Below are 18,465 nucleotides of genomic sequence, written 5' to 3'. Positions count from 1 at the left end.
CATCGGGACAGAAAATATTGTATTTCAAAATACCTTTTAAGTAGTTTTTCAGTTATATTAGCTACACTTACAAATTATTAATAGTGAAAATAGTTTGAAATTGAGAAATTTGCCATCAAACTTCTCCAATGCCCTTGAGCAGGATAGTATATTTGTATTAATATCTCCGGTTATGGAATCAAGTTTAGGCATGACCGAATGCAGCACATTGGCATCTTTGGCGGCACATTTGACCCAGTTCATTGGGGACACTTACTGCTAGCCCAAGCAACTTTATCTCAAGTACCCCTGGAAAAGGTAATTTGGGTACCATCACTAAACCCTCCCCATAAAAAAGCGGCTTTGTTTAAAAACCGGGCGGAAATGTTGGAATTAGCCACAAGAGAAAACCCAGGATTTAGCGTTTCCTCCATCGAATCAAAACGCTCTGGTACTTCCTATGCAATCAATACCTTCATGGACCTATCTTGTGGTTATGCAAACACTTACTGGTACTGGATTACGGGTTTGGATACATTTCAAACTTTACCCCGTTGGTATCGTGGAAGGGAACTAGCACAAATGTGTCATTGGTTAATCGCCCCCCGACTGCTAGATGGTCGGACAATAGCTCAGAGCGAGTTGATCTGCAAGGAAGTGGAACAACAGCTCACACAGCAGTCGCTAACCATTCGCTGGGAATTATTGAAGATACCTTTAATAGGAATTTCCTCAAGTCTGATTCGGAAATTTTGCAGGGAAAGCCAATCCATTCGTTATTTAGTCCCGGAATCCGTCAGATACTACATTAACACTCACAACCTCTACTCAGATAAATCTGAATAAAATATGTGTTTTTTTGATCGATCTGAAAATTTATGGTTATTAATACTCCCCCCTTTGCGATATGATTGGGGTCAAAGATATCAATTTATAGGCATAAATACAGAGGGTAAGACACTGTGATTAGAGTCGCAATCAATGGTTTTGGGCGCATCGGACGTAACTTTGCACGGTGCTGGGTAGGTAGAGAAAATAGCAACATTGAGCTTGTTGCTGTCAATGACACATCAGACCCTAGAACTAATGCTCATCTGCTCAAGTACGACTCCATGCTTGGGAAGTTAAAGAATGTTGACATTACGGCGGATGATAACTCTATTACCGTGAATGGTAAGACGATTAAATGTGTATCCGATCGCAACCCCGATAATTTGCCTTGGAAAGAGTGGGAAATTGATCTGATTATCGAATCGACAGGCGTATTTACCAGCCGAGAAGGAGCGCAAAGGCACATTAATGCTGGGGCGAAAAAAGTTCTGATTACGGCTCCTGGTAAAAATGAGGATGGTACTTTTGTTATGGGCGTGAATGATCACGACTATGACCACAACCAGCACAATATCATTAGTAATGCCAGCTGTACTACCAACTGCTTGGCTCCCATAGCCAAAGTATTAAACGACAAATTTGGGATCATCAAAGGCACGATGACCACCACCCACAGCTACACTGGCGACCAGCGTTTGCTAGATGCTTCCCACCGGGATTTAAGACGGGCGCGGGCTGCAGCTATTAACATTGTTCCCACCTCCACTGGTGCGGCAAAAGCAGTAGCACTAGTAATCCCAGATCTCAAAGGTAAACTTAATGGTGTGGCTTTACGGGTACCAACTCCTAACGTCTCAATGGTAGATTTCGTAGTTCAAGTTGAGAAGCGTACTATTACTGAAGAAGTGAATCAAGCTCTCAAAGAGGCTTCTGAAGGTCCACTCAAAGGCATTTTGGACTACAGCGAACTACAATTGGTCTCTTCGGATTATCAAGGTACTGATGCTTCTTCGATTGTCGATGCCAACCTGACTTTAGTCATGGGTAATGACATGGTGAAAGTCATGGCTTGGTATGACAATGAGTGGGGTTACAGCCAAAGAGTTCTGGATTTAGCAGAACTGGTAGCCCAAAAGTGGGTTTAGTCATTAATCATTAGTGATGAACTTGAAGTAATCTGTGACTCAAGCAAGAGCAACAGATGTTGCAATAGGAAAGAAACGATAAATAACTAGTTTTGTGTTGTCTGCTGTTGGACAGCCAGTGGAAGTTAAATAGATGCTTGTGGAGGTCAGTCTGGTGGGGTTTTCAAGACAAAGATAACTGGAAGCCAGACAAAGCTGTAGAGCAAGAATCTCCTGTTACAACCAAAGGCACGTCGGTGAGAGTGTCAATGGGGAAAATGTTGAAATCCGCGGAAAATTTGTAATTTTTCGCGTTTTTTTTGCTTTTTATCTTGTAGGAATACTTGGGAACCTGTAGTAATAGTTCCGACTATAGCGGCACTCTCACCGAGTGTGGTCACCAATTGATTAGCAATAACTTCTGGTAGGCACAGTACTAATTGAAAATCTTCACCACCGTAAAGGGCATATTCTAGAGCTTGTTCTGGTGTCAGCCAATGCTGAAAACTCTCTGGTAAGGGGATTTGGCTGCTTTCTATGATGGCGCCAACACCACTGGCGCGGCAAATTTGTAAAATAGCATCTGCCAAGCCGTCGCTGCTGTCCATACCGGCAATGGGGAGATGGGAAGATGGAGAATAGGAGGCGATAATTTGCCAGAGTATGGGTAAAATATCTAATCTGGGTTGGGGGCGTTGGTGTGCTGTGGTTAGCGTCCTTTGTTCTACATCAGTGAGGTTGTGCCTCAATTCCGGATGCAACAGCAATTGTAAGCCAGCGTGGGATGCTCCATGAACACCAGTGACGACGATGGCGTCACCCACTTGGGCTGCACAACGTCGGATAATTCTTTGGGGATGAACTTGACCAAAAGCGGTAATAGCTAAACTAGTGACAGGCGATCGCACGATGTCACCGCCGACAATTACGGTATTATATTTATGGAGGCAGTCTGTAATTCCTTGATATAAGCGCTCAACCCAACTGACCATCACCTCGGCGGGTAGGGCCAAACCGATGGTAATGCCCATGGGAATAGCCCCCATAGCTGCCAAATCGGATAAATTAGCAGCTACAGCCCGCCAACCTGCATCTTCTGGGGATGTGGTGACATCACTAAAATGCACACCATCCACTAGCACATCTGTTGTGACTACTAAAAATTGTTCTGGTGAGGTGAAGAGGACGGCGGCATCATCCCCAATCATTCCTGGGGGGCAGAAACCCTGCAATTTCTCTAAAAGACCTTGTTCGCCAATATCTTTAACTGTGGTCATTGTTCAAATAAAAGAGGAGTATATTTAAAAACTCCTCATATAGTATATACACTAAAAAGCAGTACCTTTCTAAGCGCCTGAAGGCTGAACCAAGTTTTCTATGCCTTGAATCACAGTTGCTGATTCAATTTTGTCACCTTGTTTGAGCTTATCCAAAATTTCTTTACCATCAATGAGATAGCCAAAAACGGCATAGCGACCGTCTAAGAGGTTGCGTCCGGCAGGAGTGAGTTCTGGCTCAAATAAAAAGAAGAAAAATTGAGAAGAACCTCCATTTACTTCAGCTTCTGGGCGGGCCATTGCCAAGGCCCCAAAGGAAGAAAAAGGCAGAACTGGCATATCAAGATAACGTCCAGCTTCTTCAAGAGTAATACCATAAGTGGGTTCTTTGTCGCCCTCTACCAATATTTCTAAAGGAATAGCACGGTATTGGCCAGTTTTCGGATCAATGAAACCTTCTTCTTTTCCTGCTGGATCTCCGGTTTGCAGGACGTAAGACTCTTCTGAACGGGTAAACTGTAAACTGTCATAAAAACCTCGTTGTACTAAATCGACAAAATTACCAGCTGTGACGGGGGCGCTATAACCATCTACCACCACGGTTAAGTCACCTTTGTTAGTTTTAAAAGCCACTGTAGCCCGACCTTTGAGTTGTGGGAGGTTACTATACTCAGCAGGTACTTCAAAGGGGAATCCTGTCACCATTGACTCTTCTAACTGGGTGACTAGATCGAGGAGTTGGTTTCTACCTTCTAGAATTTGTTGTTTATCTTTAACTTGTACCGCTGCTTGGAGTGAATCTACCCCAGATTTTAATTGGTTAATCCAAGTTTCGGCTTGAGGTTGGCGTTCTTCAGGAATGCTTGCTAGGATTTGGTCAGGTCTATCGAGAATCCGTGATGCTGTTTTCAGGTCGCTAGAGATAGCACCCCACCGCCGATTTGCCCGCAGCTGGGTAGAGATATCCTCTAAACTCCCTTGCAGTCGCCGGACCGGTTTATTGTCTATTGGGAGTGCATACCTTAATAAAGCTTTACCTTCAGTAATAGCGTTCCCAGATGGTAGGGCGGCGTGACTAGGAGGAGTCCAGGTAGCTGTATTTACGCCTAAAAATATTGTCAGCAACAATATTCCCATTAGGCTGTTCTTCAGCCAGGATTTTAATATGTTCAACATGATGGAATAAATCAAATGCAACATAACATTGTTGACTGGGCTTAACCCATCAATCATCTTCCCACAGTACGAGTGCTGATTAATGGCGGAATTCAGGATCAGGGCTAAAATTATCTACTTCTGCTGAGTCTCCTGTGTGGGGTTTACCAGCTGCTTGTTTGTGGAAATCAACAAGACTGACTTGACTAATTAGTTGATGATTAATTACTAATTACGACTCTTGAAGGGTACAATAAATGCCGATTGTCTTCCAAAACTTAAAGCTTCATGATCTCTAGTAACGACTTTCGACCCGGTGTATCAATTGTCTTAGATGGGTCTGTATGGCGAGTAGTAGAATTTCTCCACGTTAAACCAGGCAAAGGTTCTGCCTTTGTACGTACAACTCTCAAGAGTGTCCAAACTGGCAAGGTGCTAGAAAGAACATTCCGCGCTGGGGAAACTGTACCACAAGCCAATTTGGAAAAAAGCACGATGCAGCATACCTATAAAGAGGGCGATGAGTTCGTCTTTATGGATATGGAAACCTACGAAGAAAGCAGATTGAGCGCATCACAAATAGGCGATCGCGTCAAGTACCTCAAGGAAGGTATGGAAGTTAATGTTGTTCGTTGGGGTGATCAAGTTCTAGAAGTGGAATTACCCAACTCTGTGGTCTTGGAAATTGTCCAAACAGACCCAGGGATCAAAGGCGATACAGCTACAGGTGGAACTAAACCAGCTACCCTGGAAACAGGAGCAACTATCATGGTGCCATTGTTTGTTGCTCAAGGTGAGCGTATCAAAATTGATACTCGTGAAGATAAATATTTAGGCAGGGAATAAGTTAAGTTTGTGACCACCAAGCAATTTTGATTTCAGTCCCTATATTTAGGGATTAAATCCCTGCCACACTGATAATTTTGACTTACGGTTAGGTAGAGGTAATAAAAACTGTGCCATTGGAATTTAATGAAATCCGCCAACTACTGGCAACTATCGCCCAAACAGACATTACAGAAGTAAAACTTAAAAGCGATGACTTTGAACTAACAGTACGTAAATCGGAGCGCGAGAAACTTACCGAATCGCCAAATCAGATCATTGAGGTCGGAACAGGTCGTATTGTGGATAATACTGCCACTGCTTCTAGTATGCAGTTGCCAGCAAATCCCCCATCACTGATTGATAAGAGACTAGTAGAAGTTCCTTCCCCCATGGTAGGAACCTTTTATAGTGCTCCAGCACCTGGTGAAGCCCCTTTTGTGAAGGTGGGCGATCGCGTCCGTAGCGGTCAAACAGTCTGTATCATTGAGGCTATGAAGCTGATGAATGAAATCGAGGCAGAAGTATCTGGACAAGTCATGGAGATTCTGCTGCAAAATGGCGAACCGGTGGAATATGGCCAAATTTTGATGCGAATTAACCCCGACTAGGTATTAATTTATCAAGATATCACGCAAGAGTAATTTTGGGTGTGTTAGACTTAAGTCCTAACACACCATACCCAAATCCAAACTTTTAGACCTGTGTGTACACCGTAGACCTTTTCAGGAGGGGATTAAAGCGGATAGTTTCGCTCAAAGCTTTCACGAGTCAACGGTTGCAACACTTCCACACCCTCGCCACCTAAAAACTCTAACTGTTCTCCCTCTACCTCAATGTATACTTTCGCGTTTGGATCTAGTGTTGTGGCTGTATAAATAACTTGTCCAATGCGACCGACCATGGATGTGCTACCGCCTCCTTTGGTAAAATCTTCAGACAAATTAACGTGAACCTCACCATTATCGATTTTCAGCCCCAGCAACTTGGTTTCTGGGGGGATAGTCGTAGAATCTGTCCCTTCTGTAGGTCCGGCCAATAAAGCTTGAAAGGCTGTTTCTAAAACTTGGTTGGGTTGTGTAGCGGCTATTTCCACCGGTTGGGGAACCAAATCCAAACCTGTATCCCTTGGTTTAAGCCAGTAAACATGAGGTGTTTGCCCTTGCACAGGCTCCCTTGGCGTAATAGTGTGAGATGGTATGTTTGGTGTAGTAGGCGGCTGATTAGAAGCAAGCCACGCTACACCACCACCCACCAATACAACTGCTGCTGAGACTGCTGCAATTACACCAGGAGAAATACGTTTAGATCCTTGTTGGTTGTTCATATTTAAAGGGTTCCTGACAGAAGACTGAGATAGTTTGGTTGACAAGAGCAGCCTGATAAAAGACGATATCGATGAATGGGAGTTTCGTGAAATCTCAAGAGGGCTTAATTTGTGTAAATTCTATTGACTTGATATTTTGCTAGTTTGAAGACAATTTCGGAACGGAAATTGAAAATCACCTGGTTGAGGATATTTCAGCAAGTCATCTTGCACCTCTAGTAACTTTATCTCATCTTTAATTTTAGCTTCACCTTCATCTTCACAGACCTCACTGATGCGTCAACTCCGCCAGGTGGCTTTCGTCCGTAGCTGACAGACCACCCCCATTCTCAAGCCGGGGGTGGGCTTACCGTTTGATATTGCTCATAGATACAATGACACCCAAGATATTTACTTCAGCAAGGAGGTGTATTATACTGCTAACCCCTGATTAACCCACTGTTGCAGAGTATTAACTACCTCTTCAATAGCTATTTCTTGAGTTTCATGATTGGCGCGTTTGACTACTTCTACTTTACCATTGTTAATAGCCCGACCAGTAACTATTCTGTAGGGTATACCAATTAAATCGGCATCTTTAAATTTGACTCCAGCCCGTTCATCCCGGTCATCAAGTAATGTTTCTACACCTGCTTTGTTAAGTTCAGTGTACAGTTTTTCCGCCACCTCCACTTGTTGAGGATCTTTAATGTTAGGAATTGTGACGATTGCATGATAAGGTGCGATCGCTACTGGCCAAATAATCCCATCCTGATCATAAGATTGTTCCACAGCCGATTGTGCTAGTCGTGACACACCCACACCATAGCAGCCCATAAATAGGGGGTTTTCTTCCCCGTCTTCATTTGTATAGGTTGCACCCATAGCTTGGGAGTATTTAGTACCCAATTGGAAAATATGCCCTACTTCAATCCCTCTAGCGGTTTGGAGAATTTGGCTAGGGTCATGAACAGCGCGATCGCCTGGTCTTGCCTTACGTATATCTACAACTAAATTAGGTAGTAAAAACTGCTCTCCCCAATTAGCACCAACAACATGATAGCCTGATTGATTAGCACCTGTGATAAAGTTTTTTAAATCAACGGCTGTTTTGTCAACTAACCTGACAAATTGAGAATATAAATGTTTACGAGTAGCAATATACTCATCTCCCAGATCAGGGGCAATATAACCTAAAGGTAAAGATTTAGCCGCCCATGTTTGCTGCATTTGGGCATCAGGTACATCCAAGCCAATAATAGCCTTAGCGCTATAATCAGCAGCCAGTTTAGTCAACTCATTGTGTAACTTCACCTCATTAACTTCTTGGTCACCCCGAATACTCACCAAAAATAATACAGTTACACCATTGTCATAAACAGCTTGGTAAAGGACATTTTTCACAACTTGGGTAGGAGAACATTGGAGGAGTTGACATACTTGCTCAATAGTTTGTGTACCTGGTGTTTCCCGTTTCTCATAGCTTGTAAAGGGTGAAATTTCCGCATCAATGGCTAAAGAAACCGCTTTTTCCACATTAGCGGCATATTTACCATCTGAAGTATAAAGAACCTCATCCTCTCCCGCTGCCGCCAATACCATAAATTCCGTAGAACCAGAACCGCCAATAGCCCCGGAATCAGCTTCTACAGCCCGGAATGCTAAACCAGAACGGCGGAGCATATTGCTATAGGCCTGATACATATCTTGGTAGGTTTCCTTGAGACTGACCTCATCCACATGGAAAGAGTAGCCATCTTTCATAATAAATTCCCGACCCCGCATCAACCCAAACCGGGGGCGAATCTCATCGCGGAATTTAGTTTGAATTTGATATAAATGTAAAGGTAATTGACGATAAGAGCGAATCATATCACGAGCAATAGTAGTAATTACCTCTTCATGAGTTGGCCCTAATCCTAACTGTTGTTCACGGCGGTCAACCAGGGAAAACATAATCCCCTCAGCCTTAGTATAAGTATCCCAGCGCCCTGACTCTTGCCATAACTCAGCCGGTTGCAACTGGGGTAACAGACATTCTTGTGCGCCAGTGGCGTTCATTTCTTCCCGGACAATTTGGGAAATCTTCTGTAATACCCGCCACATCAAGGGCAAATAAGTATAAATACCACTACCAATGCGACGAATATAACCTGCCCGCAATAATAATTTATGGCTAGGAATCTCAGCATCAGCCGGATCATCCCTGAGTGTGACAAATAACATTTTTGACAGTCGCATTATTATTTTCCTTTTGAAAAGTTGCTAGTGTTTAAAATTAATTAAATCTCAAGTTAACCACAAACATATAGCAGATTGCACCGAGATTAGGCACTATAGGCATCTTCAAACTTTGGTGGAGTGGGCAAGAAGGTCTGCCCTAACATACCTCACACCGATGAAATGGGCTGTAATTAATCAGCCACCTCATTAACTGGGAACCTATCAATTAACTGCATCGCCCGATAAGCATTGCGCTGGAAATCCTCAGACAAATGGGGAACATGGGGGATCTGAGATAATAAATCCAAAGTCCGGCGTAAAATTCTCACCACATCGCCCTCATCCAAAGTAGTATTCTCACAGAGTTCTCTCCATGGTTTCCCCAGGGCCCACTGTTCCACTATGGCAATTAATTCAAATTCCAACCAGATGGGCAAAGTAACATTGTACCGCCTTTGCAGTTGAAATATTTTGCGGCGAATTCCCCGCAGTGTCGCCAAAGCTTCTACCACTTCGTGACTGAGTTCAAAGTGAACTCTACTATCTGGGCGGGGGGTTTCGATGACTAAACCTGCAACTGCGGCGGCTAAATGGTGGGGGTCTAAATTGTCCAATTGACCACTAGCCAACACCAAACCCAGCCATAATTCATTTTCTCCGCGAATGGCGGCGGCAATTTGTCCTAACTGGGTGGGGACTAAGTTATCTAAACACTCGAAGTATTCCAAGATAGAAATTAAATTGACAAATTCTTCCCAATGGTGTTGTGAGTGTTGCTCGACTTGTAATTGTAATTCTTCAAGTTCGGCCTCTAATTCCACATAACGAGCGCGGCGTTTAAAAATCTTGCTGACATTACCGGATTGATGAATGGGATTAGCTTCTAATTGGGCTTGGACTGCGGTCACGCGACCCAGTTGTGCTGTCACTTCTGGGGACATACAAAAGGAGGGCTGTACTTGAGGAATGCTTTGAGCAATGGCAAATGTTTCTTGATTACCGCGTAGTGATTTCCCGGGTTTTAATTGTAAGTTTGGGGGTGGTACTATATGCTCTGGTACATCGACTCGTGGCAATTGAGCATATAAATCCATGACATCGGCAGTTGTGACTACATACCACCGATTATCTTCCCCTAAACATACCAAGTAAGGGGCTTCTGAACCGGTACTAGGTGTTTTTCCCACTAACACTGCTGTTGTAGGTATAGACACATCTAGGTCTTTACCTTTGATACTTAACAGAGTTCCCGACACTGCAAAGCTCAACATCATCACAAATTCTTCTTGGCGACTTTCCAAAGCTTGTGCTTGCAGGGTTGTCAATAACTGGCGTTCGACTTTCAGGCGTTGCCGCAATTTCTGATAAACTGCTAGTTCATGTTCATTAACTGTGGCGATTTGTGCTTTCAATTCGGCTAATTGGGTTTGTAGCGACGCAATTGCTTCATATTCTGGTCTTAAATGCACCGTTGCCATGTACTGCCCAAAGCTGCGTTCTATCAGTTCCCTGGCTTGTTCGATTGTGTGGATTTGCAGCAAGTTTAGGACCATACCATAGCTTGGTGTAAACTGACTTACCAGGGGATCAGGTTTGGATGTAGCTAAATATGCCGCTTCTTTTGAGCCTTCAAAGGGTGTTTGTACTGTAACTACATAACCCTGTAAATCCATGCCTCGGCGACCGGCGCGTCCTGCCATCTGGAGGAATTCAGAAGCGTTTAATAGGCGATGTCCAGAATCAGTACGTTTGGACAGGGTAGAAATTACTGTTGTCCGGGCTGGCATATTGATTCCTGCTGCCAATGTTTCTGTAGCAAATACTACTTTAATTAGTCCCTGCTGAAATAGTTCCTCTACTAGTCCTTTCCACGCAGGTAAAATTCCAGCATGGTGAGCAGCAATACCTCTGTATAAAGGCGCAATTTGCCCAGAACGCCCAGCTTCAGGATTACGGGTTAAAAATTCATCAATTTGCCGCCGTAATATTTGCGACTCATCATTATTAACTAACCACAAATCACCAACTTCTGCGACTGCCTTATCACATCCCCGACGACTGAATATAAAGTAAATCGCCGGGAGCATATCCCTGTGTTGTAGCTGACTGAGGATGTAAGCTATCCCTGGGGCTTCTGGTCTGTCACCTCTACCCCTGTCTTGTTGCTTTCTTTTGCCTCTGTTGGCTAGACGGGGGTTAATTTTAGTTTTGCTTTCATTCAGTAAGGGAAACAGCCCTTTGGGATTGCAATAGTAAAATTCTAAGGGTACGGGACGGAAATCGGAATAAATTAGGTCTGTCGGACCGTGAACGCGATTTAACCAGTCTGTCAGTTGATCGCTGTTGGCAACAGTTGCGGAGAGGGCTACTAGTTGAATTTCACGAGGACAGTAGATGATTGATTCTTCCCAAACTGTTCCTCGTTGGCGGTCATTCATGTAGTGACACTCATCTAGCACTACGGCCTCAACGTCTACTAGGGAAATACCCACTTGCCCTATAGGTGTGCCATAGAGCATATTGCGGAAGATTTCCGTGGTCATGACCAGAATTGGTGCATCCCTGTTAATGGAATTATCTCCAGTTAACAATCCTACTAACTCATAGCCAAATTCCTCACGAAAATCACGTAATTTTTGATTAGACAATGCCTTGAGGGGTGTTGTATAAAATACACGTTTTCCCCGGGATAAGGCTCTATAGATGGCATATTCCCCAACTAACGTTTTGCCCGAACCTGTGGGCGCACACACGACTACGGAGCGTCCAGAATTTAGGGACGCGATCGCATCTTTTTGGAACTGATCCAGTTCAAAGGGAAATATTAACCCTAAGTCTAGTTCTGGAGATGGTGCGGGATAATTCACTCAATCAAATTTGCAACCGGACTTTTTTACTATATTAACGGCTATTTGTCATTGCTCATTAGCCTATTTTTCCTCACTTTCCCAACTCTTGCGATCGCAATGCCGACGCTTTGACTGCTTCAATTAAAGCAGAGCGAAATCCTGCCCTTTCCAGTTGAGCAATACCAGCAATAGTCGTTCCACCGGGACTAGTCACACGGTCTTTGAGTTCTCCCGGGTGGATTTTGTTTTCTTGTAGCAGTTTTGCTGTGCCCAATACAGTCTGCACAGCCAGCTGATGAGCCAGTCCCCTGGGTAAACCTGCGGCTACTCCCCCATCAGCCAATGATTCCACCATCAAAGCTACGTAAGCCGGACCACTACCCGACAGTCCAGTAACTGCATCCATGAGCATTTCTGATACATCTACCACTTGCCCCACTGCTGAGAAAACCTGCTGTGCTATTTTGTGATGCTTGCCGTTAGTATATGCGCCTAAGCACAAAGCTGTAATTCCCTCCCCCACTGTGGCGGGGGTATTAGGCATAGCTCTAATTACTGGTAGTTCAGGAAAGGCTGATTCTAGTTGGCTTAAAGACACTCCTGCTAAAATCGAAATCACCACAGGTGAGATTCTTATACTTAGTACATCCGCTATTTCTTGAGCGATCGCACTGAACACCTGGGGTTTTACTGCTAATAATACTACTTCTTTAGCTTCTGTGAAAACCAGAGCATTATCTGTAGTTACAGTTACATTATATGTTTGCCGTAAATAATTTTGGCGTGTCGGTTGGGGTTCACTGACTATCACTTCCGATGGTTGATAGATTCCCCGGTCAATCAAGCGGGATAATAGCGCTTCTCCCATTACTCCGCCACCAATTAAGCCCAATTTAATAGTCATTAAGTTATATAGTCAATCAGAGCAGGTTTAAACCCTTCATTGATGGCATCATACCATCTTGGTTAAACCTGCTCCTACAATCATCAAAAATTTGAGTTGAACTATTGACTTCTCCCCTGGATAGAATCACAGGGGATTCTAAACTGATGTTGCTACGCGGTCTGAAGACACGCTACGCAAAGTTTACGATTTTATTTATTTAAAAATTTGAATAAATAATATCGTTGTGGCACAGTCAAAATGCCCTACCCACCTCGGCTAAAAATAAATCTAGCTGTGTGGCTACTTAAGGAAAACATCTTTTGGGTTTTTCACCATATTTGTGGATGCTTTTTTATCCTAACTAATCAGAAATGCCTTGTCAATCAGTTTTTTGTAGTCAGGATACGACAGGGTAAATCCTGTTGAGTCGCTTTTCATCCCCTCGCTAAAGCGCAGGGGTTCTCACGCTCCCACTATATTTTGATATAACTTCATTGCACCATTCTGTTAACGTCCGTACCCCAGCTTTGACTGGAAGTAGTGGAGGGACGTGAATGACGAAGTGGCGCTTGTGGTACTTCATGCAGAACAGTCCCCGGCGTACTAACTTGCACACAACTGGGCGTAAACAAAAATATACTTTCTCCAATGCGCTCTTGATGTCCATCCAGGGCGTAGGTTCCACCGGCTACAAAATCTACAGCTCGTTGTGCTTGATCAGGATCCATAATCGTCAAGTTTAAAACAACTGACTTACGCTCTCTGAGTGCTTTAATAGCTTCGGGCATTTCTTCAAATGTTCGAGGCTCAAGTACTAACACTTCTGAAATCCCGTTAATTGATCCTGGCATGTTAATCACATTCCCCATCGTAGGCTTCGATCCTGAGGCTATATCATTACTCATTGTAGTCATGGGTTCCTGCCAGCGTCGATTTTGAACACTAGCCGGTGCGGGTGGTGTGTGGGGGTTTTCCTCTTGATACAGGTTGTGGTAGCTACCAGGCTCCGTTTCCGGTTCCTCTTCGTAATATTCATATTCTACTTGCTCATTGAGACCTACAAAATCTCGAAGTTTAGTAAAAATGTTATTCATTTTTATGCTCCTGATAAAAATTACCCTTATTGATTTGGCTATTAAATGTAGCCATAGTCGCTCAGTACACAGTTAAGATTGAATACTTTTCTTGTCCTTCATAGGTTGATATAACAAATAGGTTTGGTCAGTTGAAATTTGAGGGAACGCCTGTAGATTAACTTACACAAAATAACGCGTCAAGATTACAGCGTAATTATTGTTCCAGGTAAAAATTTGCCTTCCCGGATTTTTTTGCTACTCATCCTAAATCAAATTTATTTTTTGTATGACTGTATATAACCAGGGATTAACCTATGTATCTATTCTATCCTTGGTAATGTTAATACCCGAAGCAACAATTAAGATGTCATCTCCTAGGTTCTGTCACCAAATAAGATAGTACCTAATCTTACCATAGTTGCTCCAGCCTGTACTGCCAGTTGGTAGTCCCCCGACATACCCATGGAAACTTCCCGCATTTTTAGGTGCGACCAGTTCTGCTGGTCGATTTCTTTAGCTAATTTGTATGTATTATTAAATACATTCATTATCTGGGCTTCATTCAATCCTAAAGGCGGAATTGTCATCAAACCCTGAATTTGTAAATCCTCACATTTGTTCAGATCCGGTAAGTCGGCTAGTAGTTCGGGAACGTTCCAACCTGACTTATTAGGGTCAGGGAGGATTTTGACTTGCAGACAAACTTGAGGACTGACTCCTAACTGTGCTGCCAATTGATTTAAACGCTGGGCTAGTTTTAAACTGTCCACTGAATGAATCCAATCAAATAATTCTATAGCTTTTTTAGCTTTATTGCCTTGCAAGTGGCCAATAAAGTGCCATGTGATATCTGATAAGTCGTGTAACTGGGCTTGTTTACTGGCTGCTTCTTGAATGCGGTTTTCGGCAAAATCGCGAATTCCCACATTATAAGCAGCCCGAATTGCCTCAGGCGGAAATGTCTTGCTCACAGCAACCAACCGCACTGAAGCAGGTAGTGAACCACAAATACTAGTAATACGTTCGCTAATGGAACTGGTCATTGGAATGTGCGCTGGAAAACACTCTGAAGTTGATCGTACTCCTGGGATGAACCACTGCGACGCAGAGTACGCAAGCGATTTTCTAACAACATTCGGGCTTCAGTGCGTCCTATGGACTGAAATTTGAGACCTTTAATATCGTTGGACACCACAAAAAATAAACGTTGGGCGTAAAGTGTAGTGAATAGATCCTGGTTGTCATCGACCATACAGATGCGATAAAGCAAACCCCAAGTTGGATGATTGATGTAGGTTTCTAGGTTTTCTGGATTCATTTAACAGTCAAGTTAGGAGTATATATCTTTTCGTAGTTCAGTACAAATTTTCACAAGATAATACACCCCTTTCGCCAGCATATTTCGTGAGCTTATAAGAAAATTAGTGATTTTGGCCTGTGTATGGCAGTTATCAAAACTGCTTCCTGTTGTGACTTAGCAGATCAGGTTGACAACAGGAAAGTAGAAATGCACAAGAGACCACCCAGGTAATTACTTTGTTCTGTTTATATATTGCCATAATTATCAGCCTGTGGCACAAAATAGCTTAGAGGATTAGTAACTAGGATCAGCAACTAAGCCATATGTCCTAGAACTAGCCTCACACCCCAAAATAGAGTGAGAATAGCGATCGCCAGCCAATCCCTAGCTCTCAGACGTAATTCATGCCATTTGACTTGATGTTCACTAGGACTAGTGAAACCCCTGACCATCATAGCGTTAGCCATTTGTTCAGCGCGTAATAGGAGATTCTCTAAAAGTCTGTGTGCTACTATCATCCAAACCTGAGCGGCTCTTTTCCAGCCAAGTTTTTTCCAATTAATCGCCCTAGTCGTTACAGAGCGAATTAAATTCTGCACCTCTTCAAGAACTAGGGGGATAAATCGCAAGGACAAAGTTAAGGTGAGAGTAATTTCAGTTACCGGCACTTTAAACCTTGCCAGTGGCTGCATTAAACTTTCTATAGCAGTTGTAATTTCTTCCGGTGCAGTTGTCAGCAGGTACAGGTTACTGCTGTAAATCACAGTAAATATAATTGTACTGACTCTAATAGCCAAATCAATTGACCGACGAGTTACCTTAACTGGCCCTTGATCAAATAGAATGTAGCTGTAGTTTTTATTTTCCTGTGTTGGTACTGGAACAATATCGGTTGTATTAGTATTTCCCGGCTGAATTAATATCTGTGGCTCGGCGGGTAAACGCGGTTGATACCTTACACCCAGCCCATCAGGACTAATACTAATAATCACAAATACAAACAGCGCCAGTGTTAACAGCCATACCATTTGTTGTTTCCAGACTCGCTGGGGTATTCTCGCCACGAGAGTCAAAATAATTAACAGTGCAACTAGTAGTATTCGCCATTGGTTATTGGCAAAGGTGTAGCTGGTGAGAAAACTCATCAACCAAGCAATTTTTACCCGCGCATCCAGTTTGTGTAGCCAAGTTTGCGGCTGTTCTAAGTATAGTCCGAGGGGTAGCGATCGCAATAAGTCCATTTATTCAGTGCTAAGTAGGAGAGAGTCAGGCTTGATATTTACTATTGTGGCCTGACAGATCGCAAAATAAGCCTGAGAAGATAATAAACTTATTTGACGCGAGTTGCTCTGTTGACGCTACCAATTTCCATCTCGCGCACTTTCTTACTGCGCCAAATTAACCGGATAGGTGTCCCTTTAAATCCTAATTGTTGGCGGAATTGTCGCTCAATGTAGCGGCGGTAATTGTCATTAAAGCGTTTAGCCTCGTTGACGAATAGGGCGATAGTTGGGGGTTGCACTGCTACTTGAGTGCCATAATAGATTTTACCTTGACGACCGCCACGTGTAGCTGGCGGTGAATGCCAGCTGACAGCATCTGTGAGAACTTCGTTAATTACAGAGGTAGTTACACGGCGTTTGTGTGACTGTGCTGCTTCATTCACTAAGTCTAAAATCTTATTTACCCGTTGTCCTGTGTTAGCACTCACAAAAATGGTTTCTGCCCATTCTGTAAAATGTAACCGGGCTTCTAGACTCTTTTCGTAGTCGTAAATGGTGTATGAATCTTTTTCGATGGCATCCCATTTATTCACCACAATTATACAAGCTCGACCCTCGTCGATAATCCGCCCGGCCAATTTTTGGTCTTGGTCTGTGACTCCATCTAAAGCATCAATCACCAATAAAACCACATCGGCGCGACGAATAGCTTTAAAAGCACGGTTAATACTAAAGAACTCCGTACCGTATTCTATTTGTTTTTTTCTGCGAATCCCGGCGGTGTCAATCAAGCGATAAACTTGTCCATTGCTTTCAACCACGGTATCAATAGCATCGCGGGTTGTCCCGGAAATAGGGCTAACTATTGACCTTTCTTCTCCTACAAAAGCATTTAATAAACTGGATTTACCCACATTGGGGCGGCCGATAATCGCGACCTTAATCTCGTTAGTTTCCTCTACTTCTTTGACTATGGGGATGTGAGTTATTAACTCATCGAGTAATTCCCCTGTACCACTTCCATGAATTGCCGAAATTGGGAATGGTTCCCCCAACCCTAAAGCCCAAAATTCTGAGGCTTGAATTGCTCCTTGTTCTGGGGATTCACATTTGTTCACAGCCAGTAACACGGGTACTGGTTGCTGGCGTAACCATGTAGCAATTTCTTGATCGGAACCTGTCAGCCCCGTTTGACCGTCTACCACAAAAATCGCCGCATTGGCTTGTGAGAGCGCCGTTAGTGCCTGTTGGCGGATTAGGGGTAGAAATTCCGTATCATCATTAAATACTAAGCCACCTGTATCTACAACCAGAAATTCCCGATCGCCCCAGTAAGATGGCATATAAGTGCGATCGCGTGTTACACCCGGTTCATCGTGGACAATCGCCGTTTGCTCCCCGGCGAGACGATTAACCAGGGTAGACTTGCCCACATTCGGGCGACCGATAATAGCAACAATTGGCAGTCCCATAAAACCAGGGTGAGTGAGAGTAATAGGGTATTATATCATTTATTTATTGTAACCATTTTAAGTTCTGATGTAGTTTCTCGAGGCTGATGTAGTGTTTTGAGTCAGAACTACCTAGTAATAGACTTATAATCATCGTACCATAAACAGCAAGTCAAGATTATCTATGAGTCGTTCAGCCCCTTATCAGCCTTTGTTGTTGCGAGTTCTCCATGGTATTAATGGAATTTTAGTCATTACTTCCATCATTACCGGCTTCTTAGTTTACAACACATTCGATGGCAGATTTGGCAAAGTCCTCATTCCTAGAATTGACCCAATTCAAGATATTCATGGAACTGTAGCTTTATTCTTTTTACTGTTATTACCAGCTTTTGGACTTTATAGCTTTCATGGGGGACAAAGGCGCCTATTACAACCAGACTCCATACAAAAATTGACACAGGTTGGTAAACCCATTTGGTGGCTGAGTTTACAACGGATTATCAATACTCTGATGTTGCTGGCCTCGGTTTTGGCGGTAATATCTGGCAGAATGATGAAAGAGGAATGGCTACCTACAAGGCAACTTGATCACCCATGGTATTATTGTCATCTGATAGCTTGGGTAATTATGGTTAGTTTTTTAGCGATTCATCTTTTGATGTCTGCTAAAGTGGGTGGTGTGCCATTGTTACTATCAATGTGGTCATGGAAATTACGCCCAGGAGATAGTCCGAAAAACTGGTATAGTCGTTTGGGTAGTTGGTTTAGTAATTTTACCGTTAATAATTGGAGTACCCAAATTAACCAATTAATGCAGAGGGATTTTTCACTGAGAATTATTGAGATTTTTGTGTTGGTTGGAATTATAGTGGCACTTGTGTTACCACTGTTTTTTGCTGGTGGTAAATAATATCGAGGGTGATATTGACTATTGAGCATATTCCCCAAGGAATCCTC

16 protein-coding genes are annotated in these 18,465 nt (G+C 43.2%); 5 read left to right on the top strand and 11 right to left on the bottom strand.

The window, feature by feature from the left end; genetic code table 11:
* The first annotated feature begins 198 nt into the window (after window positions 1-198).
* Entirely contained in the window at window positions 199-825 is a 627-nt protein-coding gene (nadD, locus tag IM676_RS15435) for a nicotinate (nicotinamide) nucleotide adenylyltransferase (protein ID WP_200987707.1), read from the top strand.
* A gap of 116 nt (window positions 826-941) precedes the next feature.
* On the top strand, window positions 942-1,955 hold the full coding sequence (locus IM676_RS15430) for a type I glyceraldehyde-3-phosphate dehydrogenase (protein ID WP_200987706.1): 1,014 nt from the start codon (window positions 942-944) through the stop codon (window positions 1,953-1,955).
* 245 nt (window positions 1,956-2,200) lie between these two features.
* On the opposite strand, the gene thiL is transcribed toward IM676_RS15430, so the two are convergent.
* Window positions 2,201-3,211 (bottom strand): thiamine-phosphate kinase, encoded by a 1,011-nt coding sequence (gene thiL, locus IM676_RS15425; protein ID WP_200987705.1) that lies wholly within the window; start codon window positions 3,209-3,211, stop codon window positions 2,201-2,203.
* A gap of 69 nt (window positions 3,212-3,280) precedes the next feature.
* Window positions 3,281-4,387 carry a peptidylprolyl isomerase gene (locus tag IM676_RS15420; RefSeq protein ID WP_200987704.1) on the bottom strand — a complete coding sequence of 369 codons (1,107 nt, stop codon included), beginning with the start codon at window positions 4,385-4,387 and terminating at the stop codon, window positions 3,281-3,283.
* Between the two features lie 267 nt (window positions 4,388-4,654).
* Between IM676_RS15420 and efp the strand changes: the two genes are divergently transcribed.
* Both efp and accB read left to right on the top strand, forming a co-directional pair.
* The gene (gene efp / locus IM676_RS15415; RefSeq protein ID WP_200987703.1) at window positions 4,655-5,212 is read left to right on the top strand and encodes an elongation factor P; all 558 of its coding nucleotides are present in this window, start codon (window positions 4,655-4,657) and stop codon (window positions 5,210-5,212) included.
* A 110-nt stretch (window positions 5,213-5,322) separates the two neighbouring features.
* Complete coding sequence (gene accB / locus IM676_RS15410; RefSeq protein ID WP_200987702.1) at window positions 5,323-5,802, top strand: acetyl-CoA carboxylase biotin carboxyl carrier protein; 480 nt, start codon at window positions 5,323-5,325, stop codon at window positions 5,800-5,802.
* A 125-nt stretch (window positions 5,803-5,927) separates the two neighbouring features.
* On the opposite strand, the gene IM676_RS15405 is transcribed toward accB, so the two are convergent.
* From IM676_RS15405 to der, 9 genes are all read right to left on the bottom strand, one after another.
* Window positions 5,928-6,518 (bottom strand): GerMN domain-containing protein, encoded by a 591-nt coding sequence (locus IM676_RS15405; protein WP_200987701.1) that lies wholly within the window; start codon window positions 6,516-6,518, stop codon window positions 5,928-5,930.
* Between the two features lie 411 nt (window positions 6,519-6,929).
* On the bottom strand, window positions 6,930-8,738 hold the full coding sequence (locus IM676_RS15400; protein WP_200987700.1) for a proline--tRNA ligase: 1,809 nt from the start codon (window positions 8,736-8,738) through the stop codon (window positions 6,930-6,932).
* Between the two features lie 173 nt (window positions 8,739-8,911).
* A complete protein-coding gene (locus tag IM676_RS15395) occupies window positions 8,912-11,587 on the bottom strand; it encodes a DEAD/DEAH box helicase (protein ID WP_200987699.1) in 2,676 nt (891 codons plus the stop codon).
* A 73-nt stretch (window positions 11,588-11,660) separates the two neighbouring features.
* Window positions 11,661-12,473, bottom strand: coding sequence for a pyrroline-5-carboxylate reductase (gene proC / locus IM676_RS15390; protein WP_200987698.1), 813 nt, complete (start codon window positions 12,471-12,473; stop codon window positions 11,661-11,663).
* 473 nt (window positions 12,474-12,946) lie between these two features.
* A complete protein-coding gene (locus IM676_RS15385; protein WP_200987697.1) occupies window positions 12,947-13,549 on the bottom strand; it encodes a cell division protein SepF in 603 nt (200 codons plus the stop codon).
* Window positions 13,550-13,905: 356 nt separating this feature from the next.
* Complete coding sequence (locus IM676_RS15380) at window positions 13,906-14,574, bottom strand: YggS family pyridoxal phosphate-dependent enzyme (protein WP_200987696.1); 669 nt, start codon at window positions 14,572-14,574, stop codon at window positions 13,906-13,908.
* Entirely contained in the window at window positions 14,571-14,849 is a 279-nt protein-coding gene (gene pipX / locus IM676_RS15375) for a transcriptional coactivator PipX (protein WP_200987695.1), read from the bottom strand. The genes IM676_RS15380 and pipX overlap by 4 nt, the downstream gene beginning before the upstream one ends.
* Before the next feature lie 296 nt (window positions 14,850-15,145).
* Entirely contained in the window at window positions 15,146-16,072 is a 927-nt protein-coding gene (locus IM676_RS15370) for an energy-coupling factor transporter transmembrane component T family protein (RefSeq protein ID WP_200987694.1), read from the bottom strand.
* Window positions 16,073-16,161: 89 nt separating this feature from the next.
* Window positions 16,162-17,526, bottom strand: a complete 1,365-nt coding sequence (gene der, locus IM676_RS15365) for a ribosome biogenesis GTPase Der (RefSeq protein ID WP_200987693.1) — start codon at window positions 17,524-17,526, stop codon at window positions 16,162-16,164.
* A gap of 163 nt (window positions 17,527-17,689) precedes the next feature.
* On the opposite strand from der, the gene IM676_RS15360 reads away from it, so the two are divergent.
* A complete protein-coding gene (locus IM676_RS15360) occupies window positions 17,690-18,418 on the top strand; it encodes a cytochrome b/b6 domain-containing protein (RefSeq protein ID WP_200987692.1) in 729 nt (242 codons plus the stop codon).
* The last annotated feature ends 47 nt before the right edge of the window (window positions 18,419-18,465 follow it).

The organism is Anabaenopsis elenkinii CCIBt3563 (genome assembly GCF_015245355.1).
GTDB classification, from domain to species: Bacteria; Cyanobacteriota; Cyanobacteriia; order Cyanobacteriales; family Nostocaceae; genus Anabaenopsis; species Anabaenopsis elenkinii.
Note: the sequence above shows the minus strand (reverse complement) of the source record. Positions and strands in the feature narration are given on the sequence as shown.